At 69.7% G+C, this 21,158-nt stretch carries 17 protein-coding genes; 14 read left to right on the forward strand and 3 right to left on the reverse strand.

Annotated features, from left to right (window positions below):
• Positions 1-8: 8 nt before the first annotated feature.
• The gene (locus tag D7X99_RS44180; RefSeq protein WP_255429121.1) at positions 9-134 is read right to left on the reverse strand and encodes a hypothetical protein; all 126 of its coding nucleotides are present in this window, start codon (positions 132-134) and stop codon (positions 9-11) included.
• A gap of 180 nt (positions 135-314) precedes the next feature.
• On the opposite strand from D7X99_RS44180, the gene D7X99_RS00485 reads away from it, so the two are divergent.
• Both D7X99_RS00485 and D7X99_RS00490 read left to right on the forward strand, forming a co-directional pair.
• On the forward strand, positions 315-638 hold the full coding sequence (locus tag D7X99_RS00485; RefSeq protein WP_121775965.1) for a hypothetical protein: 324 nt from the start codon (positions 315-317) through the stop codon (positions 636-638).
• A gap of 296 nt (positions 639-934) precedes the next feature.
• Entirely contained in the window at positions 935-2,980 is a 2,046-nt protein-coding gene (locus D7X99_RS00490; RefSeq protein WP_121775966.1) for a M20/M25/M40 family metallo-hydrolase, read from the forward strand.
• Between the two features lie 66 nt (positions 2,981-3,046).
• Here D7X99_RS00490 and D7X99_RS00495 read toward each other — a convergent pair whose 3' ends face one another.
• Positions 3,047-6,046, reverse strand: a complete 3,000-nt coding sequence (locus tag D7X99_RS00495) for an ATP-binding protein (RefSeq protein WP_121775967.1) — start codon at positions 6,044-6,046, stop codon at positions 3,047-3,049.
• Positions 6,047-6,224: 178 nt separating this feature from the next.
• On the opposite strand from D7X99_RS00495, the gene D7X99_RS00500 reads away from it, so the two are divergent.
• From D7X99_RS00500 to D7X99_RS00515, 4 genes are read left to right on the forward strand one after another with little or no spacing between them, the layout of a single operon-like run.
• Positions 6,225-7,292 carry a putative zinc-binding metallopeptidase gene (locus tag D7X99_RS00500; RefSeq protein ID WP_233613016.1) on the forward strand — a complete coding sequence of 356 codons (1,068 nt, stop codon included), beginning with the start codon at positions 6,225-6,227 and terminating at the stop codon, positions 7,290-7,292.
• A gap of 4 nt (positions 7,293-7,296) precedes the next feature.
• Positions 7,297-8,334 (forward strand): ATP-grasp domain-containing protein, encoded by a 1,038-nt coding sequence (locus tag D7X99_RS00505; RefSeq protein ID WP_121775968.1) that lies wholly within the window; start codon positions 7,297-7,299, stop codon positions 8,332-8,334.
• 58 nt (positions 8,335-8,392) lie between these two features.
• Positions 8,393-10,642, forward strand: a complete 2,250-nt coding sequence (locus tag D7X99_RS00510) for an FUSC family protein (RefSeq protein WP_233613017.1) — start codon at positions 8,393-8,395, stop codon at positions 10,640-10,642.
• 51 nt (positions 10,643-10,693) lie between these two features.
• Complete coding sequence (locus D7X99_RS00515) at positions 10,694-12,586, forward strand: RICIN domain-containing protein (RefSeq protein ID WP_121775970.1); 1,893 nt, start codon at positions 10,694-10,696, stop codon at positions 12,584-12,586.
• Here D7X99_RS00515 and D7X99_RS43065 read toward each other — a convergent pair whose 3' ends face one another.
• Positions 12,587-13,132, reverse strand: coding sequence for an alpha/beta fold hydrolase (locus D7X99_RS43065; protein WP_199756310.1), 546 nt, complete (start codon positions 13,130-13,132; stop codon positions 12,587-12,589). It abuts the gene before it with no gap.
• Here D7X99_RS43065 and D7X99_RS00525 point away from each other — a divergent pair.
• The 8 genes from D7X99_RS00525 (at position 13,113) to D7X99_RS00560 (ending at position 21,156) form a co-directional block, all read left to right on the forward strand.
• Positions 13,113-14,237: a hybrid sensor histidine kinase/response regulator gene (locus D7X99_RS00525; RefSeq protein ID WP_121775971.1), complete on the forward strand. Its 1,125-nt coding sequence runs from the start codon at positions 13,113-13,115 to the stop codon at positions 14,235-14,237. The genes D7X99_RS43065 and D7X99_RS00525 overlap by 20 nt on opposite strands.
• Before the next feature lie 23 nt (positions 14,238-14,260).
• Positions 14,261-15,889, forward strand: a complete 1,629-nt coding sequence (locus D7X99_RS00530; RefSeq protein WP_121775972.1) for an ATPase domain-containing protein — start codon at positions 14,261-14,263, stop codon at positions 15,887-15,889.
• Positions 15,886-16,239, forward strand: a complete 354-nt coding sequence (locus D7X99_RS00535) for a response regulator transcription factor (RefSeq protein ID WP_121775973.1) — start codon at positions 15,886-15,888, stop codon at positions 16,237-16,239. The genes D7X99_RS00530 and D7X99_RS00535 overlap by 4 nt, the downstream gene beginning before the upstream one ends.
• Positions 16,240-16,359: 120 nt before the next feature.
• Complete coding sequence (locus D7X99_RS00540; RefSeq protein ID WP_121775974.1) at positions 16,360-17,742, forward strand: MATE family efflux transporter; 1,383 nt, start codon at positions 16,360-16,362, stop codon at positions 17,740-17,742.
• Between the two features lie 135 nt (positions 17,743-17,877).
• Positions 17,878-19,101, forward strand: a complete 1,224-nt coding sequence (locus tag D7X99_RS00545) for a glutathione-independent formaldehyde dehydrogenase (protein WP_121775975.1) — start codon at positions 17,878-17,880, stop codon at positions 19,099-19,101.
• 66 nt (positions 19,102-19,167) lie between these two features.
• Positions 19,168-19,551: a two-component system response regulator gene (locus D7X99_RS00550; RefSeq protein ID WP_120577959.1), complete on the forward strand. Its 384-nt coding sequence runs from the start codon at positions 19,168-19,170 to the stop codon at positions 19,549-19,551.
• Positions 19,552-19,661: 110 nt separating this feature from the next.
• Positions 19,662-20,687 (forward strand): hypothetical protein, encoded by a 1,026-nt coding sequence (locus D7X99_RS00555; RefSeq protein WP_121775976.1) that lies wholly within the window; start codon positions 19,662-19,664, stop codon positions 20,685-20,687.
• Positions 20,688-20,763: 76 nt separating this feature from the next.
• Positions 20,764-21,156 carry a hypothetical protein gene (locus D7X99_RS00560; RefSeq protein WP_121775977.1) on the forward strand — a complete coding sequence of 131 codons (393 nt, stop codon included), beginning with the start codon at positions 20,764-20,766 and terminating at the stop codon, positions 21,154-21,156.
• The last annotated feature ends 2 nt before the right edge of the window (positions 21,157-21,158 follow it).

The following is a 21,158-nucleotide window of genomic DNA, read 5'->3' on the forward strand; positions in this document are numbered from 1 at the left end:
TTCACGGCCTACACCACGTGGAAGCGCTTGCTCGCCTCCAGGTCCCTGACCTGAAGGTGGACGTGGTCGAACATGCGGCCGTGGTGCAGTTCCATGGTCTGCCTCCCGTGATTCGCGCGTCGGGTGTCGTTCAACACCGCGCGCTCGCACGACCATCAGAGCTGCAATTCACGCATGTCAAGGCGGCTCCGCCCGGGAAGTCGTGAAAGCGGCAGCGACTTCCACAAAAGCGCGGGCGCGCGGCGGCGGGACGACGCAGCTTCGTGCGATAGTCCGCGCCACTTCGCTGTTCTTGCCTTCAGGAGGGTGCCGCGATGTTCATCGAAATCATCGTCCTGCCCCGTGAAGAGCAGTCCCCGAACCCGCGCGCGGCAAAGGCCTCCAAGGCTCCCCAGCCGCTGGAGAAGCGTGGCCGCGCGGAGCTGGCCCAGGTGTGGCGTGAAGAGGGCAAGGCCTTCCACGGCGCCGTCCTGGAGTTCATCAAGGCCCAGCACCTCCTGGGCGCGGTGAAGTGGATGAGCGAACCGGGCCTGCTGCCCCAGGTGACGCTCGTCGCCTCGGACCGCGTCCTGGAGAAGCTCCAGGCGGAGCCCCGCTTCGCGGCCGGCCGCTCGCTGAGCATGAACCTGCAGACCTGAGAGCCGCCCGTCCCCCGCGGCGTCCCCCTCGCATTTCCCATTTTCCAATCATTTTTCCGTGACACCCGCGTGAGCCCTTCTGCGGCGCGTCCGGGCGTGGCCGGGGTGCGTCACTGTTGGCGGCGAAAGCTGTCTCATCGTGTTTCACGATGCTGGCAGCCTTGACGGCGGTGTCTTGAATTCCACAGGATGCGCCCCCAACCCCCGAGGTCTGGCCAGACGGCCCGGACTTGAACGTGGGCGGTCCTTGTCGTGCCTCCCGTCAGTGCGCCCCTCGCCTGGAATCGGAGCGGAACATGCGTTTGAAGAGAGTGGTCCCCGTGGTCGTGTCGCTGTGTTGCGCCACCGCTTCCGCCGAAGAGCCGCGTGACAAGGAGGTCTTCATCACCATCGGTTCGGACGCGGTGGGCACGGTGCGCTCGTCGTTCCGCGGCGGCGGCGCGCCCACGCTGGTGCGCGAGGCGAACGGGGTGAGCGTGCTCAAGCTCACCGAGTCGCAGCTGGGCGACGTGTCCGCCATCATGCATGACCAGTATCACCGCTGCGCGGGCTACATGGCGCACGACACGCAGGAAGAGGCGCTCGCGCAGCTCACGCCCGCGCAGCCGGTGCAGTCGCTGGTGAGCTACACGCTGGACAACGCGCCGGTGGTCAACTCGCTCTTCTCCGGCCTCCAGGAGGCCAGCCTCAGGAGCACCATCACCCAGCTGTCCAGCTACACGAACCGCTACTACAACAACTCCACGGGCGGCACGCAGGCGGCCGACTGGCTGAAGTCGACGTGGGAGTCCTACGCCAACGGGCGCAGCGACGTGGGCGTGCAGCTGTACACGCACTCCGGCTGGACGCAGCCGTCCGTCATCGCCACCATCACCGGCACCGTCTACCCGGACGAGGTGGTCGTGATTGGCGGCCACCTGGACTCCATCAACATCAACGTGAGCACCTCCAGCCGCCCCACGGCGACGGCGCCGGGCGCGGATGACGACGCCTCCGGTGTCGCCACGCTGTCGGAGGTGTTCCGCGTGGCCATGGCCAAGGGCTACAAGCCGGCGCGCACGGTGAAGTTCATGGCGTACGCGGCGGAGGAGGTGGGCCTCTACGGCTCGCAGGCCATCGCGCAGGCGCACAAGAGCGCGAACGCGAACGTGGTGGGCGTGCTCCAGCTGGACATGACCAACTACCGCGGCTCCACGTGGGACCTGACGCTCGTCACGGACAACACCAACGCGGCGCAGAACACGTTCCTGGGCAACCTCATCGACACGTACACGGGCTACACGCGCACCAACATCACGTGCGGCTACGGGTGCTCGGACCATGCGTCGTGGAATGCGCAGGGCTACCCGGCGTCCCTGCCGTTCGAAGCGCAGATGAACAACGACAACCCCAACATCCACACGGCCAACGACACGCTGGCCAACAGCTCGGATGGAACGAGCGGCAACAACGCCAACAACGCGCTGAAGTTCGCGCGCATCGGCGCCGCGTATCTGGCGGAGCTGGGCAAGGGCACCATCCCGGGCCTGCCCACGGACACCACGCCCCCCACCGTGGCGCTCACCGCCCCGGCGAGCGGCGCGACGGTGAACGGCACCACCAGCATCACCGCGACGGCCAGCGACAACGTGGGCGTCAGCCGGGTGGAGTTCCTGGTGGACGGCGCGGTGAAGGGCACCGTCGTCTCCTCGCCGTACAGCTACGCGTGGGACAGCCGCACGGTGGCCAACGGCAGCCACACGGTGGCGGCCCGGGCGCATGACGGCGCGGGTAACACCACCACCACGACGGCGCGCACGGTCACGGTGTCCAACGTGTCCACGACCGGAACCTTCGACAGCACCTACAAGACGCTGCGTTGCAGCGCGGCGGCGGCCACCTGCGACAGCGGCACGCTCTTCAACGGCCGCGGCACCCGAGGGCCTGAGGTGAACACGCCCAACACGCTGCGCGGCACGTGCAAGGACGCCAGCAGCGGCACCTACAAGAGCGACGAGTCGATGGAGGCCCTCAAGGTGTCCACCGTGGACGGCTCCAACTTCGCCGCGGGCAAGCAGGTGAAGGTGGAGGCCACCGTCTGGGCCTACGCCACCCCCACGTCGGATCGGCTGGACCTGTACTACACGGCCAACGCCACCGCGACGACGCCTGTCTGGACGCTGATTACGTCCGTCACGCCGTCGGGCGCGAACCTGCAGACGATCTCCGCCACGTACACGCTGCCCGCCGGCGCCGACCAGGCCGTGCGCGCGCAGATGCGCTACGGCTCCGGCACCCCGACCAGCGCGTGCGTCTCCGGCGAGTACAACGACCGCGACGACCTGATGTTCACCGTCCAGTAAGCACGGAAGTGACGTGAGCTGACACAGGAGGGGATCCGGGCCGCTTGCCCGGGTCCCCTTCGTGTTTCAGGCCGCCTTGAGCCCTTCGAGCGGCAGCTCCACCACGAAGGTGGAGCCCAGGCCCGGCGCGCTGTCCACGGTGATGCGGCCGCCGTGCGCCTCCACCACCTGCCGCGCAATCCAGAGCCCCAGGCCCAGGCCACCGTAGTTGCGTCCGGGCACCGCGCGCTCGAAGCGCTCGAAGATGCGCGCGCGGTCCGCCTCGCTGATGCCAATGCCCTCGTCGCGCACGGTGAGGCGCGCGGTGCCGTCCTCGGCGGCCACGCGCACCGCGATGGGGCGGCCCTGGCCGTACTTCGCCGCGTTCGTCAGCAGGTGGTTCACCACCTGGTCGATTCGCAGCCGGTCATACCGGCCCACGAGCGGCATGTCCGCGTCCAGCGTCACCGTCACGCCCATCCGCGCCACGTCCTCGCGCAGCCGGGCCACCGCGTTGCCCACCACGGAGGTCAGGTCCACGTCGTTCAGGTCCAACGCGAGCCGGCCGGTGGTGAGCTGCGACACGTCCAGCAGCGTCTCCATCAGCGCGTGCAGCCGCTGCACCTGCCGGCCGGCGGACTCCAGCGGGCTCCTCGCGCGGCCCAGCGCGTCGTCCCCCAGGCTTCGCTCCAACCGCTCCAGGTGCAGGCGGAAGGCGGCCAGCGGCGTCTTCAGCTCGTGGCTCGCCACCGCGAGGAAGTCGTCCCGGGCCTGCACGCTTTCGCGCAGCGACTGGGAGAGCATCTCCTGGCGCAGGGCTTCGCGGCGGCTGCGCGACAGCTCCAGCATGGAGCGCACGCGCGCCACCAGCTCCCGGGCGCTGAAGGGCTTCACCAGGTAGTCGTCCGCGCCCGCCTCCAGCCCCTCCACCGCGGCCTCCTCCCCGGCGCGGGCGGACAGCATCACCACGGGGACAGCGCGCGTGGCCGGCCGCTCGCGCAGGCCGCGCAACAGCCCGAAGCCGCCCAGCCGGGGCATCATCACGTCCGTCAGCACCAGGTCCGGAGGACTCGCGCGCGCGGCGGCCAGCGCTGCCTGTCCGTCCGTCGCCAGCGTCACGTCGAACGACGGCGACAGCACGCGCTCCACGTACTCGCGCATGTCCGCGTTGTCGTCCACCACCAGCACCTTCGCCCGGGGAGCCTCCTCCGCCGGGTACTCCTCGTCCGTCAGGGCCCGCACCGGCTTCAGCGCCCGGAGCACGGGCTCCGCGTCCGACCAGCGCTCGGCCTCCTGGAGATAGGGGCGAGCGCCCAGGGCGGTGGACTCCTGCTGACGCGCGGCCTGGATGCGGTCCGCGGGCAGGTGCGCGTGGCCCCGAGGGATGCGCACGGTGAAGGTGGTGCCCCTCCCCTCTTCGCTCTCCACGGTCACGTCGCCGCCGTGCAGCTCCACCAGTTCATGCACCAGCGCCAGCCCGATGCCGGTGCCTTCGTGCGTGCGGCTTCGCGCGTTGCGCACGCGGTGGAAGCGCTCGAAGAGGTGGGGCAGCTCCTCCGCGGGGATGCCCGTGCCCGTGTCGGTGACGCACAGGAGGAGGGAGGCGCCCCGGGCCTCCTGCCGCACGATGATGCCGCCCTCGAAGGTGAACTTGAGGGCGTTGGAGAGCAGGTTGAAGACAACCTTCTCCCACATCTGCCGGTCCACCCAGACGGGCTCCGGAAGCGCGGCGCAATCCACGCTGAAGGACAGGCCGGTGCGCTCGATGGCGGAGCGGAAGTGGCCCGTGAGGTCCTTGGTGAACACGGCCAGGTCGGTGGGCTCGAAGCTGGAGTCGATGCGGCCCGCCTCCAGCCGGCTGAAGTCCAGCAGCGTGTTCACCAGCCGCAGCAGGCGCCCCGCGTTGCGGTGGACGAGCTCCAGGTCCTTGCGCGCGGTCTCCGTCACCGGCACCTGCGCGAGTACGTCCTCCAGCGGCCCCAGCATCAGCGTGAGCGGCGTGCGGAACTCGTGGGAGATGTTGTGGAAGAAGGCCGTCTTCGCCCTGTCCAGCTCCGCCAACGCCTCCGCCCGCTGGCGCTCCTCCTCGTAGGCCCGCGCGTTGCGCAGCGACGCCGCCACCTGCGCGCTCAACAGCTCGCTGAAGGAGGCGTGGCCTTCATCGAAGGCGCGGTTGGGGGACAGCGCCGTGACGAGCACGCCCAGCGGCGCGGCCGTGCCGGAGCCCGCGAGCGGATGGAAGAGGAACGTGCCCACCGCGTCACCAAACGGTCCGCCCTTCATGGACAGGAGCGCCTCCAGTCCGTCCCGCCGCACCCGCTCCCCTCCGAGCGCGCGCAGGAACGGCGCCGCCATCCGGGAGCCGGCGTCCAACTGCACGGTCTCCGGGCTCAGGGGGCCGCCGCGTTCGATGCCCACGGTCCCGCACAGCGTCAGCGACCTGCCGTCCTCCTCGCGCAGATAGAGGAGCGCGCACGGCACATCCAGGGGGTGGTCCGCCAGGGCGGTCAGCAGGTCGCCGCACGTCTTCACCACGCTGCGCGTGTCCGCGGCCTGGGCGGACAGGTCGCGCAACAGCCGCGTGCGCCGCTCGCTCAGCACCCGGGGCGTCACCTCCGCGCACACCGCGAGCATGCCGCCAATGGCCCCCATGTCGTCGTAGGCGGGCGCGTGGCTCACGTCGAAGTAGGACTCCTCGCGATAGCCGCTGCGGTTGAGGAGCAGTTGGAGCGCGGGCACCCAACTGGCGATGCCCGTCGTCATCGCCTCGCGCACCAGCGGCTCCAGCGAGTCCCACGCCTCCGCGAGCGTGCCCCGGATGTCCGTGCCCAGCGCGGCCGGGTGCTTGTCGCCAATCACCAGCGAATAGGCGTCGTTGTAGAACTGGGTGAGGTGCGGACCCCAGGTGAGGATCATGGGGTAGCGCGACCCGAGCAGCGTCTTCACGAGCATCTTGAGGCTCGTGGGCCAGGAGGCCACGGGCCCCACCGGTGACGCGGCCCAGTCGTGCGTTCGCACCAGCGCGTGCATCTGACTGCCGCCGGTGAAGAGGGCCTCCGGCGTCTGCGGCGGAACATCCTGACTCATCGCGGGCGCTGCTCCTCACATCAGCGAGCCATGTCCCTAGGTCGGCTCCTGGTGGCTTCCCACTGGAAATGTGCCCATCCGTTTGGAGTGGAGCATCTCCCGAGCGCCCGGCTGGCCGCCTGCCGTGAAACAGCGGGCGGGCTGTCCTCCGCCAGGCACCAGTCCCACCTTGGAGGGGATGATGCCATCCCCTCAGGCCGAGTCCCGCGTACTGCGCGAGAAACACCCCACCGAGGGCGCGGAGCGAGGCCGGCTGTCGCCCCGGCGCGAGGCGTTGCTCCAGGCGCGCATCAAGGACCTGTCCCTGCGGCTGGGGGGCACGCCGCTGGAGCGCTACATCGCGCAGCTCCATGCCGAGCTGGAGGCGAAGGGACTCTCCTTCAAGCCCCAGTGCTACCTGTCCGACGAGTGGGGCTGTCCGTCGGGGGTGCCCGTCATCGGCCTGCCCTTCTACCTGGCGGATCCGGACCTGCTGTCCATCGAAGCGGAGCTGGGCGGAAGCGCGGAGACGGAGGCTGAAATCCTGATGTACCTGCGCCACGAGGCGGGCCACGCGTTCAACTACGCGTACCGCCTCTACGACACGGACGAATGGCGCCGCGTCTTCGGCGACTACGGCCGGCCCTACCAGGACGACTACAAGCCCCGGCCCTTCTCGCGCCGGTACGTCTTCCACATCTCCGGCTGGTACGCGCAGAAGCACCCGGACGAGGACTTCGCGGAGACCTTCGCGGTGTGGCTCACGCCGGGCAGCGACTGGGCGAAGCGCTACCAGGGTTGGGGCGCGCTCAAGAAGCTCCAGTACGTAGAGGACATCGCGAAGCGCCTGGGCCGTACGACACCGTCCGTGCAGCTGGCCGAGCCCGACTTCACCACCGAGGAGATGGAGGGCACCGTCCAGGACCACTACCGCCAGCGGGAGCTGGACGAGAAGGTGGACGTGGAGCTGCGCAACGCCTTCGACCACGCGTTGGAAGACATCTTCTGGGGGCCGGGAGAGGCGCCGGTGAGCGCGGCGACGCTGGTGCAGGCGGAGCGGCAGCGCCTCCTGTCCACCGTGGGTCACTACGCGGGGGTGAGCCGGGGCGTGGTGCGCGCGCTCGTGGACCACCTGGCGGAGCGCACCGCCGCGCTGAACCTCACCCTGCATCCGGATGACAGCCGCGAGGCGGCGATGCAGCTGGCGTCGCTCGTCACCGTGCTGGCGATGAACTACCTGCACACCGATCGCTTCTTCGAGGACTGAAGCCATGCCCGTGAAGTCCCTTCGCGTCGCCATCCTCCACTACCAGACCAAGGAGGATCCGCCGGATCCCGTGGTGACGCAGGTGGGCGCGGCGCTGCGCGCGGCCGGCCACGACACCCTGGAGGTGCGCGTGGACGAGAGCGTCTCCGACCTGGTGCAGAAGCTCACGCACACCCGCGCGGACCTGGTGTTCAACCTCTGCGAGACGTTCGCGGAGGACTACCGGCTGGAGGTCAACGTCGCGGCGGTGCTGGAGCTGGCGCGCATGCCCTTCACGGGCGCCGGCACCGCGGGCCTGCTGCTCGCCCAGGACAAGGTGCTCACCAAGCAGCTGCTCCAGTTCCACGATGTGCTCACACCCCGCTTCGCCACCTTCGACGGCACGTCGTTCCAGACGAGCGGCGACTTGTCCTTCCCGCTGGTGGTGAAGCCCGCGCGCTCGGATGCATCCCTGGGCCTGGGCGTCGAGAAGGACATGGAGGGGCTGGCGAGACGGGTGAAGAACATCCGTCAGGAGTACGACGACGAGGCGCTGGCGGAGGAGTACATCGAAGGCCGCGAGCTGTACGTAGGCGTGGTGGGGGACGCGGCGAAGCCGGAGGTGCTGCCGGTGGTGGAGCTGGACTTCGGCTCCCGGTGGAACCGCAAGCGGATGAAGATCGCCAACCGCGAGGTGAAGTTCGGCCCGGAGACGCCGGGCAGTCCGCGTCTGGTGCTGCCCAAGGACTTGTCGGATGAATTGAAGGGCCGCATGGAGCGCGCGGCCGTCACGGCGTTCCGCGCGCTCAAGCTGCGCGACTACGCGCGCATCGACTTCCGCGTGTCCAGCCGCACCAACGAACCCTACCTCCTGGAGGTGAACCCCAACCCCTACCTGGAGACCCAGTGCGAGGTGGCCATGGGGGCGAAGGAGCGCGGCATGGGCTACGAGGCGCTCGTGCAGCGAATCGTGGACACCGCGGCCCGGCGCCACGGCCTGGGCGTGGGGTCCAAGGCCACGGCGGGTGTGCCCTCTCGGGAACCGGCCCACGCCCCGCACTGAGCCCGGTCCAACGTCCGGCGCGCGAGTGACGCCCCCACGGCATCCCGCCCGGATTCCGGTGGCCCGGCCGTGGGCGTTGCTCTATGGGGGACGGGTGCTCCACCGTCAGTTCCTGGACCATGCGAAGGCCGTGGCCCGCTTCGCGCCCGTGCGGCCCGCGGTGAAGGCGGGCCTCCGGGCCGCGCTCGCGTTCTTCGTCCCCACCGTCGTGGGCACCGCGCTGCATCTGCCCGCCACCCTGTGGCTGGCGATCGGCGGCTTCAACACGTCCTTCGTGGACAAGGGCGGCTCCTACCACGCCCGCTTCCGCGCCATGGGCGGCACGGCGCTGGCGGCGGCGGTGTCCGCGGTGCTGGGCGGCCTGGCGGGAATGCACCCCGCCCTGGCCATTCCCGCGACCCTGCTGTGGGTGACGGCGTGCAGCTTCGCGGGCGTGTACGGAGCGGCGTCGAACATCACCGGCAACATCGCCGCCACCACCTTCGTCATCGCGCTGGGGCTGCCCGCGGACAGCGTCGTGCACGCGCTGGAGTCCGGCCTGGCGGTGCTGGGCGGCTCCGCGTGGGCCATGGTGCTGTCGCTGGTGCTCTGGCCCATCCGCCCCTACCGGCCCGCGCGCAAGGCGGTGGCGGCGTGCTTCGACGCGGTGGCGGACTACGCGGAGGGGCTGTCGCGCACGGTCCAGGGCGCGCGCGAGGACGCCTGGCAGGCGCTCATCCAGGAGCAGCACGGGCGCATCCGCGAGCTGCTGGAGCTGGCGCGCACCACGCTCGCGGCCACGCGTCAGGGCCGGGTCGAGCGCGGCCGGGGTGAGCGGCTGCTGGTGCTGCTGGAGGCCGTGGACGCGATGTTCATGGGGCTCATCGCCCTGGGCGAGCAGTTGGAGAGCCTGGGCCCACCGGTGAGCGGCCCCGTGGGAGACCCGCGCGCGGCGGTGGCCGTGGCGCTGCTGGACTGCGCGAACACGGCCAGGGACCTGGTGCTGCTGGTGGAGCAGGAGGGCCGCAACCGCAGGCCCCAGCCGGAGTGGGACGGGCGTGCGCTGCGCGACGCGCTCGGAGACCTGGACGCGCGCGGACTCGTCACGCGACTGGAGCGCGCGCGGCTGTCGGACATCGCGCGGTTGCTCACGGAGATGCGCGAGCGCGCGGACGTGGCGCTGGACACCGCGTGCCGGTTGGCCGGCCCCCTCACTGAAGCCCCGCCTCCCGCGCGCGAGCTGGCCGAGGAGTCGCACGCGTCCCTGTTGGATCCGGTGCGTGCGCACCTCACGCTGGATTCAGAGGTGCTGCGGCACGCGCTGCGCGCGGGGCTGACCACCACGGCGGCGGTGTACGTGGCCAGCGTGTTCCGGCCGAACCACGGCTACTGGGTGACCATCACCGTCCTCACCATCATGCAGCCGTACACCGGCCCCACCTACCTCAAGGCGCTCCAGCGTGTGCTGGGGACGGTGGTGGGAGGCCTGCTGGCCATCGCCGTGTCGTCCTGGCTGCAGAATCCGCACGCGATGATGGGCCTGTTGTTCTGCACCGCGGCCCTGTGCGTGAGCCTCATCCCGCTCAACTACGGGCTGTACACCATCTTCGCCACGCTCACCTTCGTCCTGCTGGCGGAGCTGGGCAGCGGAGACTGGACGCTGGCGCCGGTGCGCATCGTCAACACGCTCATCGGCGGCGCGCTGGCGCTCGCGGGCACCTTCTTCCTGTGGCAGCGCTCGGAGAACCAGCGCTTCCCGGCGCAGATGGCGGACGCGCTGCGCGCGGACCGCGAGTTCTTCAACGTGCTGGCCCGCGCGTGGCAGCGGAACGGGCCACCGGAAGCAGCGGCGCTGGCGGAGGCGCGCCGCAAGCTGGGGCTTGCCACCATCAACGCGGAGACGTCCTTCCAGCGCCTGCTCACCGAACCGCGCTGGCGCACGGAGGCGGTGGAGCCGCTGATGACGCTGCTCGCCTTCACCCGCCGGTTCGCCGCTGTCTGCACCCTGCTCGCGTCGCGGCGCTCCGTGCCCTCCACCCCGGCGGTGCAGGAGGCCCTGTCACGCTTCGCGCGCGCCATGGACGCGAGCATGGAGGACCTGGCGGACTCGGTGCACCATGGCCGCCGTCCCAAGACCCTGCCCGCCTTCGACGCGCTCATCGGCTGGAACGTCCCCACCCCGGACGCCCCCGGCGCCGCGATGAGCGCCGAGGCTCCCCTGCTCCAGTCCCAATTGGAGCGACTGGCGCGCCAGCTCACGGTGCTCCACACCGCCGCCGTCCGCCGCCTGGAGGCCCTCCCTCAGCCATCCACGATTAACAAGCATTAGCGGAACAGCCTGAATAGACTGCGGACTCCCTCTTGGTGTCTGGAGTCCCCCATGTCCCCCTGGTTGTCCCGTGTCCCCCTGCAGGGCCTGCTGCTGGCCGCCTCCACCCTCCTGCCGCCCGCCGCGAGCGCGGCGAACGAGACCGTGCGGGTGTGGCTGACGACGACGTCCGGCAGCACGCTGTCGAAGAAGCTCAACGCCGAGGCGAACAAGGCGTTCGGTCCGGAGACGGGCAGCGCGACGGCCATCGACGTGAACGAAGGAGTGACCTACCAGACGCTCGACGGGTTCGGCGGCGCGCTGACGGATTCGTCCGCATGGCTCATCTTCAACTCGCCCCAGCGCACGGCCATCATGAACGACCTGTTCAGCGTGACCGCGGGCGCGGGACAGAGCGCCATCCGTCTGCCCATGGGCGCGTCCGACTTCGCGCGCAACAACTACACCTACGACGACACCTGCTGCGACCTGAACGACTTCTCCGTGGGCCACGACACGGCGTACATCCTGCCGCTCTTGAAGCAGGCGCGCGCCATCAACCCGGAGGTGAAAATCTTCGCGCTGCCGTGGAGCGCGCCCGCGTGGATGAAGTTCAACAACTCGCTCACCGGCGGCGGCTACCTGCGCAATGACTTGTACGGCACCTACGCGAACTACTTCGTGCGCTTCGTGCAGGCCTACCAGACGAACGGCGTGCCCATCCACGCGCTGAGCCTCCAGAACGAGCCGCACAACGCCAACGGCGGCTACGCGACCATGCAGATGGAGTCCAACGACCAGTCCATCTTCGCCGCGCAGCACCTGCGCCCCGCGCTCAACGCCGCGGGCTTCAACGGCGTGAAGGTGCTGGCGTGGGACCACAACTGGCACGACGGCACGGGCCCCGCGGGCTACCCGCATGAGGTGATGGCCTACAACGGCGGCCAGGCGCAGAGCGCCGTCGCGGGCGTGGCCTACCATTGCTACGAGAGCCCCGAGGGCAGCTACAGCGTCCAGTCCGCCTTCCACGACGCGTACCCCGCCAAGGAGGTGCACTTCACCGAGTGCACCGGCGGCTTCTGGGCCACCAACGCGGCGGCGAACCTGGAGTGGGCGTTGCAGAACAACCTCTTCGGGCCGCTGCGCCACTGGTCGCGCACGTCCTTCTACTGGAACCTGGCGTTGGATCCGAACCACGGGCCGCGAGTGGGCGGCTGCGCGGACTGCCGGGGCATGTTCACCGTGGACAACGCCGCGGGCACGTACACGCGCAACGAGGAGTACTACGCGTGGGCGCACCTGGCGAAGGTGGTGCGGCCGGGCGCGGTGCGCGTGGGCGCCACGTCGCTGGGCAACAACAACATCGAGACGCTCGCCTTCCGCAACCCGGACGGCTCGCGCGCGCTCATCGCGCTGAACTCGAATGACGGCGCCACGCTGTCCTTCAAGGTCCGCTGGAACGGCCAGTCCTTCGAATACACGCTGCCGCCGCGCTCGGTGGCGTCCTTCCAGTGGGGAGGCACGTCCGGTCCGCAGGGGCCGTGGTACCGGCTGGTCAACAAGGCCACCAACAAGTGCGTGGACATCGTGGGCCCGTCCGCGGCGGACGGCACCGGACTGCACCAGTGGACGTGCCATACGGGCGCGAGCCAGCAGTGGTCCCTGGTGGCCACGGACAGCGGCTATTCGCGGCTGGTGTCGCGCTACAGCGGCAAGGCGGTGGACGTGGCGGACGCGGGCCAGGCGGACGGCGCGCGCGTGCAGCAGTGGTCCTGGGCGGGCGGCGCCAACCAGCAGTTCAAGCCGGTGGCCACCACCGGCGGCTACTCCCGCTTCGAGGCCCGCCACAGCGGCAAGGTGCTGGACGTGAGCAACTGCTGGAGCAGCGGCGACGGGGCCACCGTCCAGCAGTGGGCCTGGTCCAACAACGACTGCCAGCAGTTCCGCCTGGAAGCCATGCCCTGATCAGGGCACCGTCGCCAGGAAGCCATCGAGCAGGGTGTTCATCTGCTCGGAGGCGTCCAGCTGCACCCAGTGCCCCGTGCCCGTCACGAGCTTCGAGGGAAGGCTCGGGACGAGCACGTGGTACGCGCCGGGGGTCTGGTTGAGCGGCGTGATGACGGACAGGGCCGGTCCCGGGTGGCGCTTCAGCGCGGTGACGGGATCGAACTTGAGCAGCGAGCCCAGGGCCGCCTTCACCGCCGCGCGCTGTGTGCGCCGCAGCTGCCCCAGCACCTGCTCGCGCACCTGGGGCGTGGACGGCTCCAGCAGCGTGCCCCAGTACTGCTCGATTCCGGGCTGGAAATCCGGCCCCGCGTCGCGTCCGGCATCCTGCGCCCGGCGGCCCGCCTGGGAAGAGGCTGACGGCTCCAGCGCCGGATCCGTCCGGCGGACAACACCCGGCGAAACGCCCGCGCGCTCCCCCCAATCTTTTTCGCTGCCGGTGGTTCCATTCGCCGCTCGCGCCCCCACTGTTCCCGCGGCACCGCCCGTGAATTCCTCCGACGCCAAGAACGCCCAGGCTGGCCGCACCGCCGTCACGGTCCTCAACGTCAATGACGACCCGGCGACGCTGTACCTGCTGAGCCTCACGCTGAAGCAGGGCGGCTACCAGGTGCTCGAGGCCACGGGAGGGCGCGAGGCGCTCCGGCTCGCCCAGGGGCGGCCCGACCTGGTGCTGCTGGACGTACACATGCCGGACATCGACGGCTACGAGGTGTGCCGCCGCCTGCGCGCGGACGAGGCCACGCACGACCTGCTCATCGCCCACCTGTCGTCCGTGTCCGTCCAGCGCGAGGACCGCGTGCGGGGCCTGGCCCAGGGCGCGGACGCGTACTGGACACGGCCCCTGGCGGAGGACGAGCTGCTCGCGAACATCGAGGCGCTGCTGCGCCTGCAGATCCGCGCCCGGGACGCCGTGCGCGCGCGCGACCGGTTCCTCAGCATCGCCGCGCATGAGCTGAAGACGCCCCTCACCGTGCTGCGACTCAACCTGGAGCGCGCGGTGGAGATGGTGGTGAACGACGCGGACGCGGGCGCCGCCATGGAGAAGCGCCTCACTCCCGCGGTGCGCCAGCTCACGCGGCTTCAGCACCTGGTGGACAACCTGCTGGACGTGTCCCTCCTGTCCACGCAAGGCGTGGCGCTCCAGGTGGACACGGTGGACTTCTCCCAGCTGGTGCGCGAGCAGGTGGAGCACTTCCAGGCGCCGGCTCGCAGCGCGAACGTGGCCCTGACCGCGGAACTGCCGGACGCGCCTGTCCTCCTCTTCGGCGACCCGCGCATGCTGGAGCAGGCCGTGGGCCACCTCTTGTCCAACGCCATCAAGTTCGGCGAGGACCGGCCCGCGAAGGCGCGCCTGTCCACGCACGAGGGCCACGCGGTGCTCGCCGTGGAGGACCAGGGCGTGGGCATCGCGCCCGAGGACCACGCTCGCGTCTTCCGCCGCTTCGAGCGCGTGCCCTCCGGCGGTCGCTTCGACGGGCTGGGCCTGGGGCTCTACCTGGCCCAGGAGATCGCCGCCGCGCACGACGGCACGCTGAGCGTGAAGAGCGCCCCGGGCCAGGGCGCGTGTTTCGAGTTGAGGCTGCCCCTGCATCGCACCCAGCGGTACTGACGCATCCACAGGGAGAACGATTCGTGTCGATCACCGAAGACGCTGACGGCGGCACCCCGTCCAGCGAAGGCAAGAGTCCGACGAAGCGCCTCGTCACCAATGTGCCCCGGCTGGACTTCATCACCAAGGGCGGCCTCATCCAGGGCTCGTCCTACGCCATCATCGGTCCACCCGGCTCCGGCAAGACGGTGCTGGCCAACCAGATCGCGTTCCAGCACGTGAAGAACGGCGGCAAGGCGCTCTACGTGACGCTGCTGTCGGAGTCGCACGGGCGCATGCTGGAGAACCTGTCGCAGATGACGTTCTTCGACCCCGACGTCATCCCGGACCGGCTCCAGTACCTCAGCGGCTACCGCGACCTGGAGCGCGACGGGCTCAAGGGCCTGCTGGAGCTCTTGCGCAAGAACGCCCAGGCGCACGGCACCACGCTGCTCATCATCGACGGCATGGACGCGGCGAAGGAGTTCGCCCCCTCGGACCAGAGCTTCAAGCGCTTCCTCCAGGACCTGCAGACCTTCTGCAGCATCCTGGGCTGCACCACGCTGATGCTCGCCCCGCACCATGAAGGGGAGATCCACCCGGAGAACACCGCGGTGGACGGCATCTTCGAACTGTCGCTGTGGCTGCACGGGCCGCGCGCGGTGCGTGAGCTCATCGCCATCAAGTTCCGCGGCGGGCCATCCCTGCTGGGCCGCCACGAGGTGGAGATCAGCAACCAGGGCATCCTCATCCACCCGCGCACGGAGGTGCAGTTCGCGCACCCCGCAGCGGAGGGGCGCGAGGACCGCATCCGCATGCCCTTCGGCATCCCCCGCCTGGACGAAGCGCTCCGGGGCGGCGTGCTGTCCGGCTCCACCACGCTGCTGTTGGGCGCGCCCGGCACGGGCAAGACGCTCCTGGGGCTGCACTTCCTCCTCGAGGGCGCGCGCGCGGGCCAGCCGGGCGTCTACTTCGGCTTCTTCGAGACGCCGCCCCGCCTCATCGAGAAGGCCGAGGGCACCGGCATGGGGGACCTCAAGAAGTACGTGGACGAGGGCCTCATTGAAATCCAGTGGCAGCCGCCGCTGGAGCACAACATGGACTCGCTGGCGGAGCGGCTGCTGGAGCGCATCGAGGAGCGCAAGGTGGACCGGCTGCGCCTGTTCATCGACGGCGTGGCAGGCTTCCGCTCCGCGGCGGTGTACCCGGACCGCCTGGGGCGCTTCTTCTCCGCGCTCACGCACCAGCTGCGGATGATGGACGTCACCACGCTGTACTCGGATGAGACGCCCCTGTTCAGCCCCGGCGTGGAAATGCCCCAGCCGGAGGCCGCGTCCACCGTGGAGAACGTCATCCTGGTGCGCTACGTGGAGCTGCGCTCGCAGCTCTACCGGCTGCTCTCCATCATGAAGATGCGGGAGAGCGCCTACGACAGCGGCATCCGCGAGTTCTCCATCAGCGAACAGGGCATCGAGGTCGCGGGCACCTTCGAGAGCGCGGAGAGCATCCTCACCGGCCACGCTCGCCTGACTGGCGGCGAGAGCTCCCGCTCCGACCGCGTGAAGGCCCCCCTGGGCCCGAAGAAGAAGCAGCAGGCCCGCAAGGCGCCCGCGAAGAAGAAGCCGGCCTCGAAGAAGGCTCCGGCGGGCACGTCCCGGCGGAGGCGTTCATGAAGACCGTGCTCGTCGTGGACGACGAACAGGACATCGCCGAAGCCATCCAGGCCATCCTGGAGGAGGAACAGCTGCGCGTCGTCGTCTGCGGCAACGGCCGCGAGGCGCTGGCCAAACTCAAGGAGGAGAAGCCCGACCTGGCCATCATCGACGTGATGATGCCGGTGATGAACGGCTACGAGACCATCGACGCCATCCGCAAGGACGCAAGCCACCACTTCCCCATCCTCGTCATGAGCGCCATCCAGCCGCCCAAGGCCAAGATGGAGGAGCAGCAGTGGGCCGGCTTCCTCAAGAAGCCGTTCTCCCTGCGAGACCTGGTGGACACCGTGAAGCGGCTGACGTCGTAGGTGTCACTCTCACGATTTCAGCTCAAAGCACCCGCGGCGGGCAGGCAGCCGTCGCGGGTGCTTCCGGTTGAAATCGAAAAATCGCGCGCGCACAGTGGGTCCACCTGACGCGACGCATCCATGCCCACTGAAGTCGATCCGACACCCTCCCGAGAGCCGGGCCTGTTCCGCCTCACCTGGCCCATCTTCTTCGAAATCTTCCTCTTCATGCTGATGGGCACGGCGGACACGCTGATGCTCAGCGGTGTGTCGGACGCCGCCGTGTCCGCGGTGGGCGTCGTCAATCAGTACGTCTTCATCTGCATCCTGGTGATGGAGGTGGTGAGCCACGGCGCGTCCATCGTCGTGTCGCAGTATCTCGGTGCGAAGCGAAACGTGGAGGCAGCGCGCATCGCGGCGCAGGCCATCACGATGAACTTCCTGCTGGGCCTGGCGGTGAGCGGCGGGCTGCTGTTGTCCGCGGACGCCATCCTGGGGCGGATGAACCTGGAGCCCCAGACGCAGGCGTACGCGAGCACCTACTGGCACATCGCGGGCGGCTTCCTCTTCCTCCAGGCGCTCATCAACGTCTTCTCCAGCCTCATCCGCACGTACGGCTTCACGCGGCAGTCCATGTACGTGGCCATGGGCATGAACGTGGTGCACGTGGTGGGCAACTGGGTGCTCATCTTCGGGCACTTCGGAATGCCGGCGCACGGCGTGGCGGGCGCGGCCATGTCCACCGTCTTCAGCCGCGCGATGGCGGTGGGCGTCTTCGCGTGGATGCTCTGGCGGGTGATGGACGTGAAGATGCAGCCCACGAACTTCGTGGCGCTGACGCGCGAGTACGTGCGGAAGATTCTCCGCGTGGGCGTGCCGTCCGCGGTGGAGCAGATGACGTACCACGCGTGCCAGACGGTGTTCCTGTACTACGTGACGTACCTGGGCCCGGTGGCGCTGGCGTCGCGGCAGTACGCCAACGCCATGTCCCAGTACGTGTTCCTGTGCAGCCTGGCCATCGGCATGGGCACGTCCATCATCGTGGGCCGGCTGGTGGGCGCGAGGCGCTCGCAGGACGCGTACGCGCGCGTGCTCAAGAGCCTCAAGTGGAGCATCGGCATCACGGTGGCGGTGGACGTGACGGCCATCCTCTTCCGCGAGCCGCTCATCCGCCTCTTCACGCATGACGGCGACATCCTGCGGCTCACGTCACAGGTGCTCGTCCTGAGCCTGCTGTTGGAGACGGGCCGCTCGTTCAACCTGGTGCTGGTGAACGCGCTGCGCGCCGCGGGCGACGCCACCTTCCCGGTCATCATGGCGATGATCTCCATGGTCTGTATGAGCCTGCCCCTGGGCTACTACCTGGTGTTCCACCTGCAGCTGGGGCTCGCGGGCGTGTGGCTCGCGGTGGCCGCGGACGAGTGGACGCGAGGACTGGCCATGTGGCTGCGCTGGCGAAGCCGCGCGTGGGAGCGCCAGTCGCTGGTGTCCCCGGCGGAGGCGCCGGTGGTGATGGCGCACTGAGGAGGGCTTGAACGCGCGCCCGCCCTGCACGCCTGCACGGGGCGGCCGGGCATGTCCTTTCTCCAGCCTCTTCCCCTGGACGCGGCGCATCCCACTATTGGTGGGCCGCGTTACGGGCCAACCCAGGAGAAGCCCATGCTCGCAGTCGTCTACAAGGCCAACAGCCAGGTGAAGGTGGAGGAGGTGGAGGATCCGAAGATGGAGTCCCCCACCGACTGCATCATCCGCGTCACCTCCGCCGGCATCTGCGGAAGCGATCTGCACATGTACGAAGGCCGCACCGCGTCCAAGGCCGGACAGGTGTTCGGCCACGAGAACATGGGCGTCGTGGAGCAGGTGGGCCCTGGCGTGACGAGCATCAAGAAGGGCGACCGCGTGGTGCTGCCCTTCAACATCGCCTGCGGCACCTGCTTCGACTGCGTGCGCGGCCGCACCGAGGCGTGCCTCGTCGCCAATCCGGAAGCGCCTCACGCGGGCTACGGCTACGCGGGCATGGGCCCGTACCGCGGCGGACAGGCGGAGCTGCTCCGGGTGCCCTGGGCCGACTACAACTGCCTGAAGATCCCCGGGAAGCCGGGCGATGACCTGGAGGACGACTTCCTGCTGCTGTCGGACGTGTTCCCGACCGCGTACCACGGCACCGAGCTGGCGAACGTGCGGCCGGGCGCCACCGTGGCCGTCTTCGGCGCGGGGCCTGTGGGCCTGCTCGCCGGCTACTGCGCGCTCTTGCGCGGCGCCTCGGAGGTCTACGTGGTGGACAGCGTCCCGGAGCGCCTGGCCAAGGTGAAGGAGATGGGCGCCATCCCCATCGACTTCACGAAGGGCGACCCAGTGAAGCAGATCATGGACCTGCGCCGCGGCAACCCGCTCATCATGGGCGCGCTGCGCTCAGGTGAGGAGAAGGCCATGGGCGTGATGTGCGGCATCGACGCCGTGGGCTACCAGTCGCGCGACATCAAGGGCGCGGACGCGCACGGCGGCCGGGAGAAGCCCACCCAGGTGCTGGAGCAGTTGGTGGAGCTGGTGAACCCCACGGGCTCCATTGGCGTCGTGGGCGTCTACATCGCCCCGGACCCCGGCGCGAAGGATGAGAACGCCAAGCAGGGCATCTACCCGCTGCCCTGGGCCAAGGTGTTCGACAAGGGCATCACCGTGGGCACCGGCCAGACGCCGGTGAAGCGCTACAACTACTTCCTGCGCGACCTCATCATCGCGGGCCGCGCCAGGCCGAGCATGATCGTCAGCCACCGCCTGCCGCTCCAGGACGCGCCGGACGCGTACAAGAAGTTCGACGCACGCAAGGACGGCTACACCAAGGTCATCCTCAAGCCCCAGCTTGGCCCCAAGGCTCGCGCTTAGGGGTCCCCTGTCCCCAGGTCCAAGGCCCGGGGTGCACACACCCCGGGCCCGGCGGTATATGATCTGATGGTGGTTGCCCTGGACAAACCCTCGACCGTGCTGGTGGTCGAAAGCTACGACGACCTGCGCGAGGCCCTGGTGGCCCTCCTCGTGTTGGAGGGCTACACGGTGCTGTCCGTGGCCACGGCCACGCAGGCGTTCGAGGTGTTGTCCCAGCACCCGGACATGCCCTCGCTGGTGCTGCTCAGCCTGATGCTGCGCAACCCGGAGGACCAGCGCTTCCTCGTCCGGCTGCGGAACCTGGACCTGACGTCGCGGCTGCCGGTGCTGGCGCTCACCGCGGATCCGGACCTCCAGGCGGCCCCGTCCGGGACGGTGGGCCTCTTGGGCAAGCCGGTGCGCACGGAGGTGCTTCTGGCCGCCGTGGACCGCTACCGGACCCGGCACTGAAGGCCCTCGTCAGGGGCGGATGTAGGCAGGAAAAGGCCGCAACTGCGGGCGGCAAGGGTCGATAATCCATCAACGTCCACCGTCTCGGTGGTTCGAGGGGGAGACCCGACATGTCCAGAATCGGTGAGTCGATTGGCGGCGCCATCGCGGCGCGAGTGCAGCAGGCGCTGACCCCGCAGGTCCGCCCCACCCCGCCGCCTCCGGCCGCTCCGGTCGCGTCGCGTCCCTCCGACACCTTCGAGTCCGCCCCCGCCACCCGTCGGGGAGGCCCCGCGCTGGGAGCTCCCACGCCCACGGCCACGCCCACCCAGGTGGGGACGTCCGGCACGGCGGTGCAGACGAACGGGAACACGGTGGCGGACTACCAGGTGGGTCCTCCCCGGCGTCCGGACATCCACCACGACAACGGCTTCCTGCAGAACCCCAACGACCCCAACGACCCGAACCCCATCCCCACGGAGAGCCCGGGGCTGAGTGACTACGCGGCGCGGGCGGAGTGGGAGGTCAAGCTCCGTGGCGCGCAAGCCCTCCAGGGCGTCCCGGGCGTGCCGCACAACGACATCCCGGACGGCCTGGACACGTACGACCACTTCCTGCACGGCAACGGGGCGGACCGGCACTTCGACTACGAGCGCTTCGTCCGGACGGATCCCGCCGGCCAGGCGGTGCTCACCAACTCCACGCGCGACACGCAGCAGGCGGCGGAGGCGACCTACAACCAGATGATCGCCCAGGACCCGTCGCTCGCGGGCAAGCCGGTGACGTTCCAGATTACCGGCTCGCAGATTGGCGTGGGCTCCAGCGAGCAGTTCCCCTACCCGGAGACGGAGAACTGGCAGAAGGCGATTGGCGGCCACAACGTCTGGAACAGCGCCACCGTGACGGTCTACCCGCCGGAGACGCCGGGCGGGAAGCCCCGCTTCGAGATGGACATGACGCTCCACGCGGAGGACCGCTACAACTTCAACCCGGGCCAGCAGGACATCAACACCGGCACGCCGGACGCGGCCAACGGCCGGCTGGAGCAGACGGGCCTGGGGCACCAGTACACCAACTACGGCACGCTCCAGCGGCACGTGACGTGGGACCAGGGGAGCCCCGAGAATGCGACGTCGCGTCCCATCGGTGGCCGTTAGGCGCACGCTGGCTACCACCCTGCTCGCGGGGTGTGTTTCGCTGGCCTGCGACAAGCCCTCAGGGGGGAATGCATCCATGACGACAGAGACGGCCGCGCCTGCGGCGAAGACGGGAACGGACCTGGAGACGCTGGAGAAGGTGGTGACGCTGCCGCGCCGCCCCCAGGCGGTGCAGTGGCGCCAGTCTCCGCGCGGCATCCAGGGCGGGCTGGGCCCCACGGACACGCAGTTCCTCGCGGTGCTGGAGTACCCGGCGGCGGAGGCCCAGGCGCTCCAGGCCGCGCTGAAGCCCACGCGGCTGACGGTGAAGATGGATGACGGTGGGTGGCTGCCGGAGGCCACGAAGGAGGCCCTGAAGGGCGCCACCGCCTACGACGCGGCCCCCTTCTTCAAGGGCTCGCTGCGCCAGGGCACCGTGTTCCACTTGCCCCAGTCGAGCACCTTCGTGCTGGTGCTCTTCAGCAGCTAGAA

Source organism: Corallococcus sp. AB032C, from assembly GCF_003668935.1.
Classification (GTDB): domain Bacteria; phylum Myxococcota; class Myxococcia; order Myxococcales; family Myxococcaceae; genus Corallococcus; species Corallococcus exiguus.

Bases quoted from the DNA above. Each gene is read 5' to 3' on its own strand.
- D7X99_RS00560 (WP_121775977.1), top strand. From the start codon at position 20,764: ATGACGACAGAGACGGCCGCGCCTGCGGCGAAGACGGGAACGGACCTG.
- D7X99_RS00505 (WP_121775968.1), top strand. From the start codon at position 7,297: ATGCCCGTGAAGTCCCTTCGCGTCGCCATCCTCCACTACCAGACCAAG.
- D7X99_RS00495 (WP_121775967.1), bottom strand. From the start codon at position 6,046: ATGAGTCAGGATGTTCCGCCGCAGACGCCGGAGGCCCTCTTCACCGGC.
- D7X99_RS00550 (WP_120577959.1), top strand. From the start codon at position 19,168: ATGGTGGTTGCCCTGGACAAACCCTCGACCGTGCTGGTGGTCGAAAGC.
- D7X99_RS00540 (WP_121775974.1), top strand. From the start codon at position 16,360: ATGCCCACTGAAGTCGATCCGACACCCTCCCGAGAGCCGGGCCTGTTC.
- D7X99_RS00515 (WP_121775970.1), top strand. From the start codon at position 10,694: ATGTCCCCCTGGTTGTCCCGTGTCCCCCTGCAGGGCCTGCTGCTGGCC.
- D7X99_RS00500 (WP_233613016.1), top strand. From the start codon at position 6,225: ATGATGCCATCCCCTCAGGCCGAGTCCCGCGTACTGCGCGAGAAACAC.
- D7X99_RS00545 (WP_121775975.1), top strand. From the start codon at position 17,878: ATGCTCGCAGTCGTCTACAAGGCCAACAGCCAGGTGAAGGTGGAGGAG.
- D7X99_RS00490 (WP_121775966.1), top strand. From the start codon at position 935: ATGCGTTTGAAGAGAGTGGTCCCCGTGGTCGTGTCGCTGTGTTGCGCC.
- D7X99_RS00535 (WP_121775973.1), top strand. From the start codon at position 15,886: ATGAAGACCGTGCTCGTCGTGGACGACGAACAGGACATCGCCGAAGCC.
- D7X99_RS00485 (WP_121775965.1), top strand. From the start codon at position 315: ATGTTCATCGAAATCATCGTCCTGCCCCGTGAAGAGCAGTCCCCGAAC.
- D7X99_RS00555 (WP_121775976.1), top strand. From the start codon at position 19,662: ATGTCCAGAATCGGTGAGTCGATTGGCGGCGCCATCGCGGCGCGAGTG.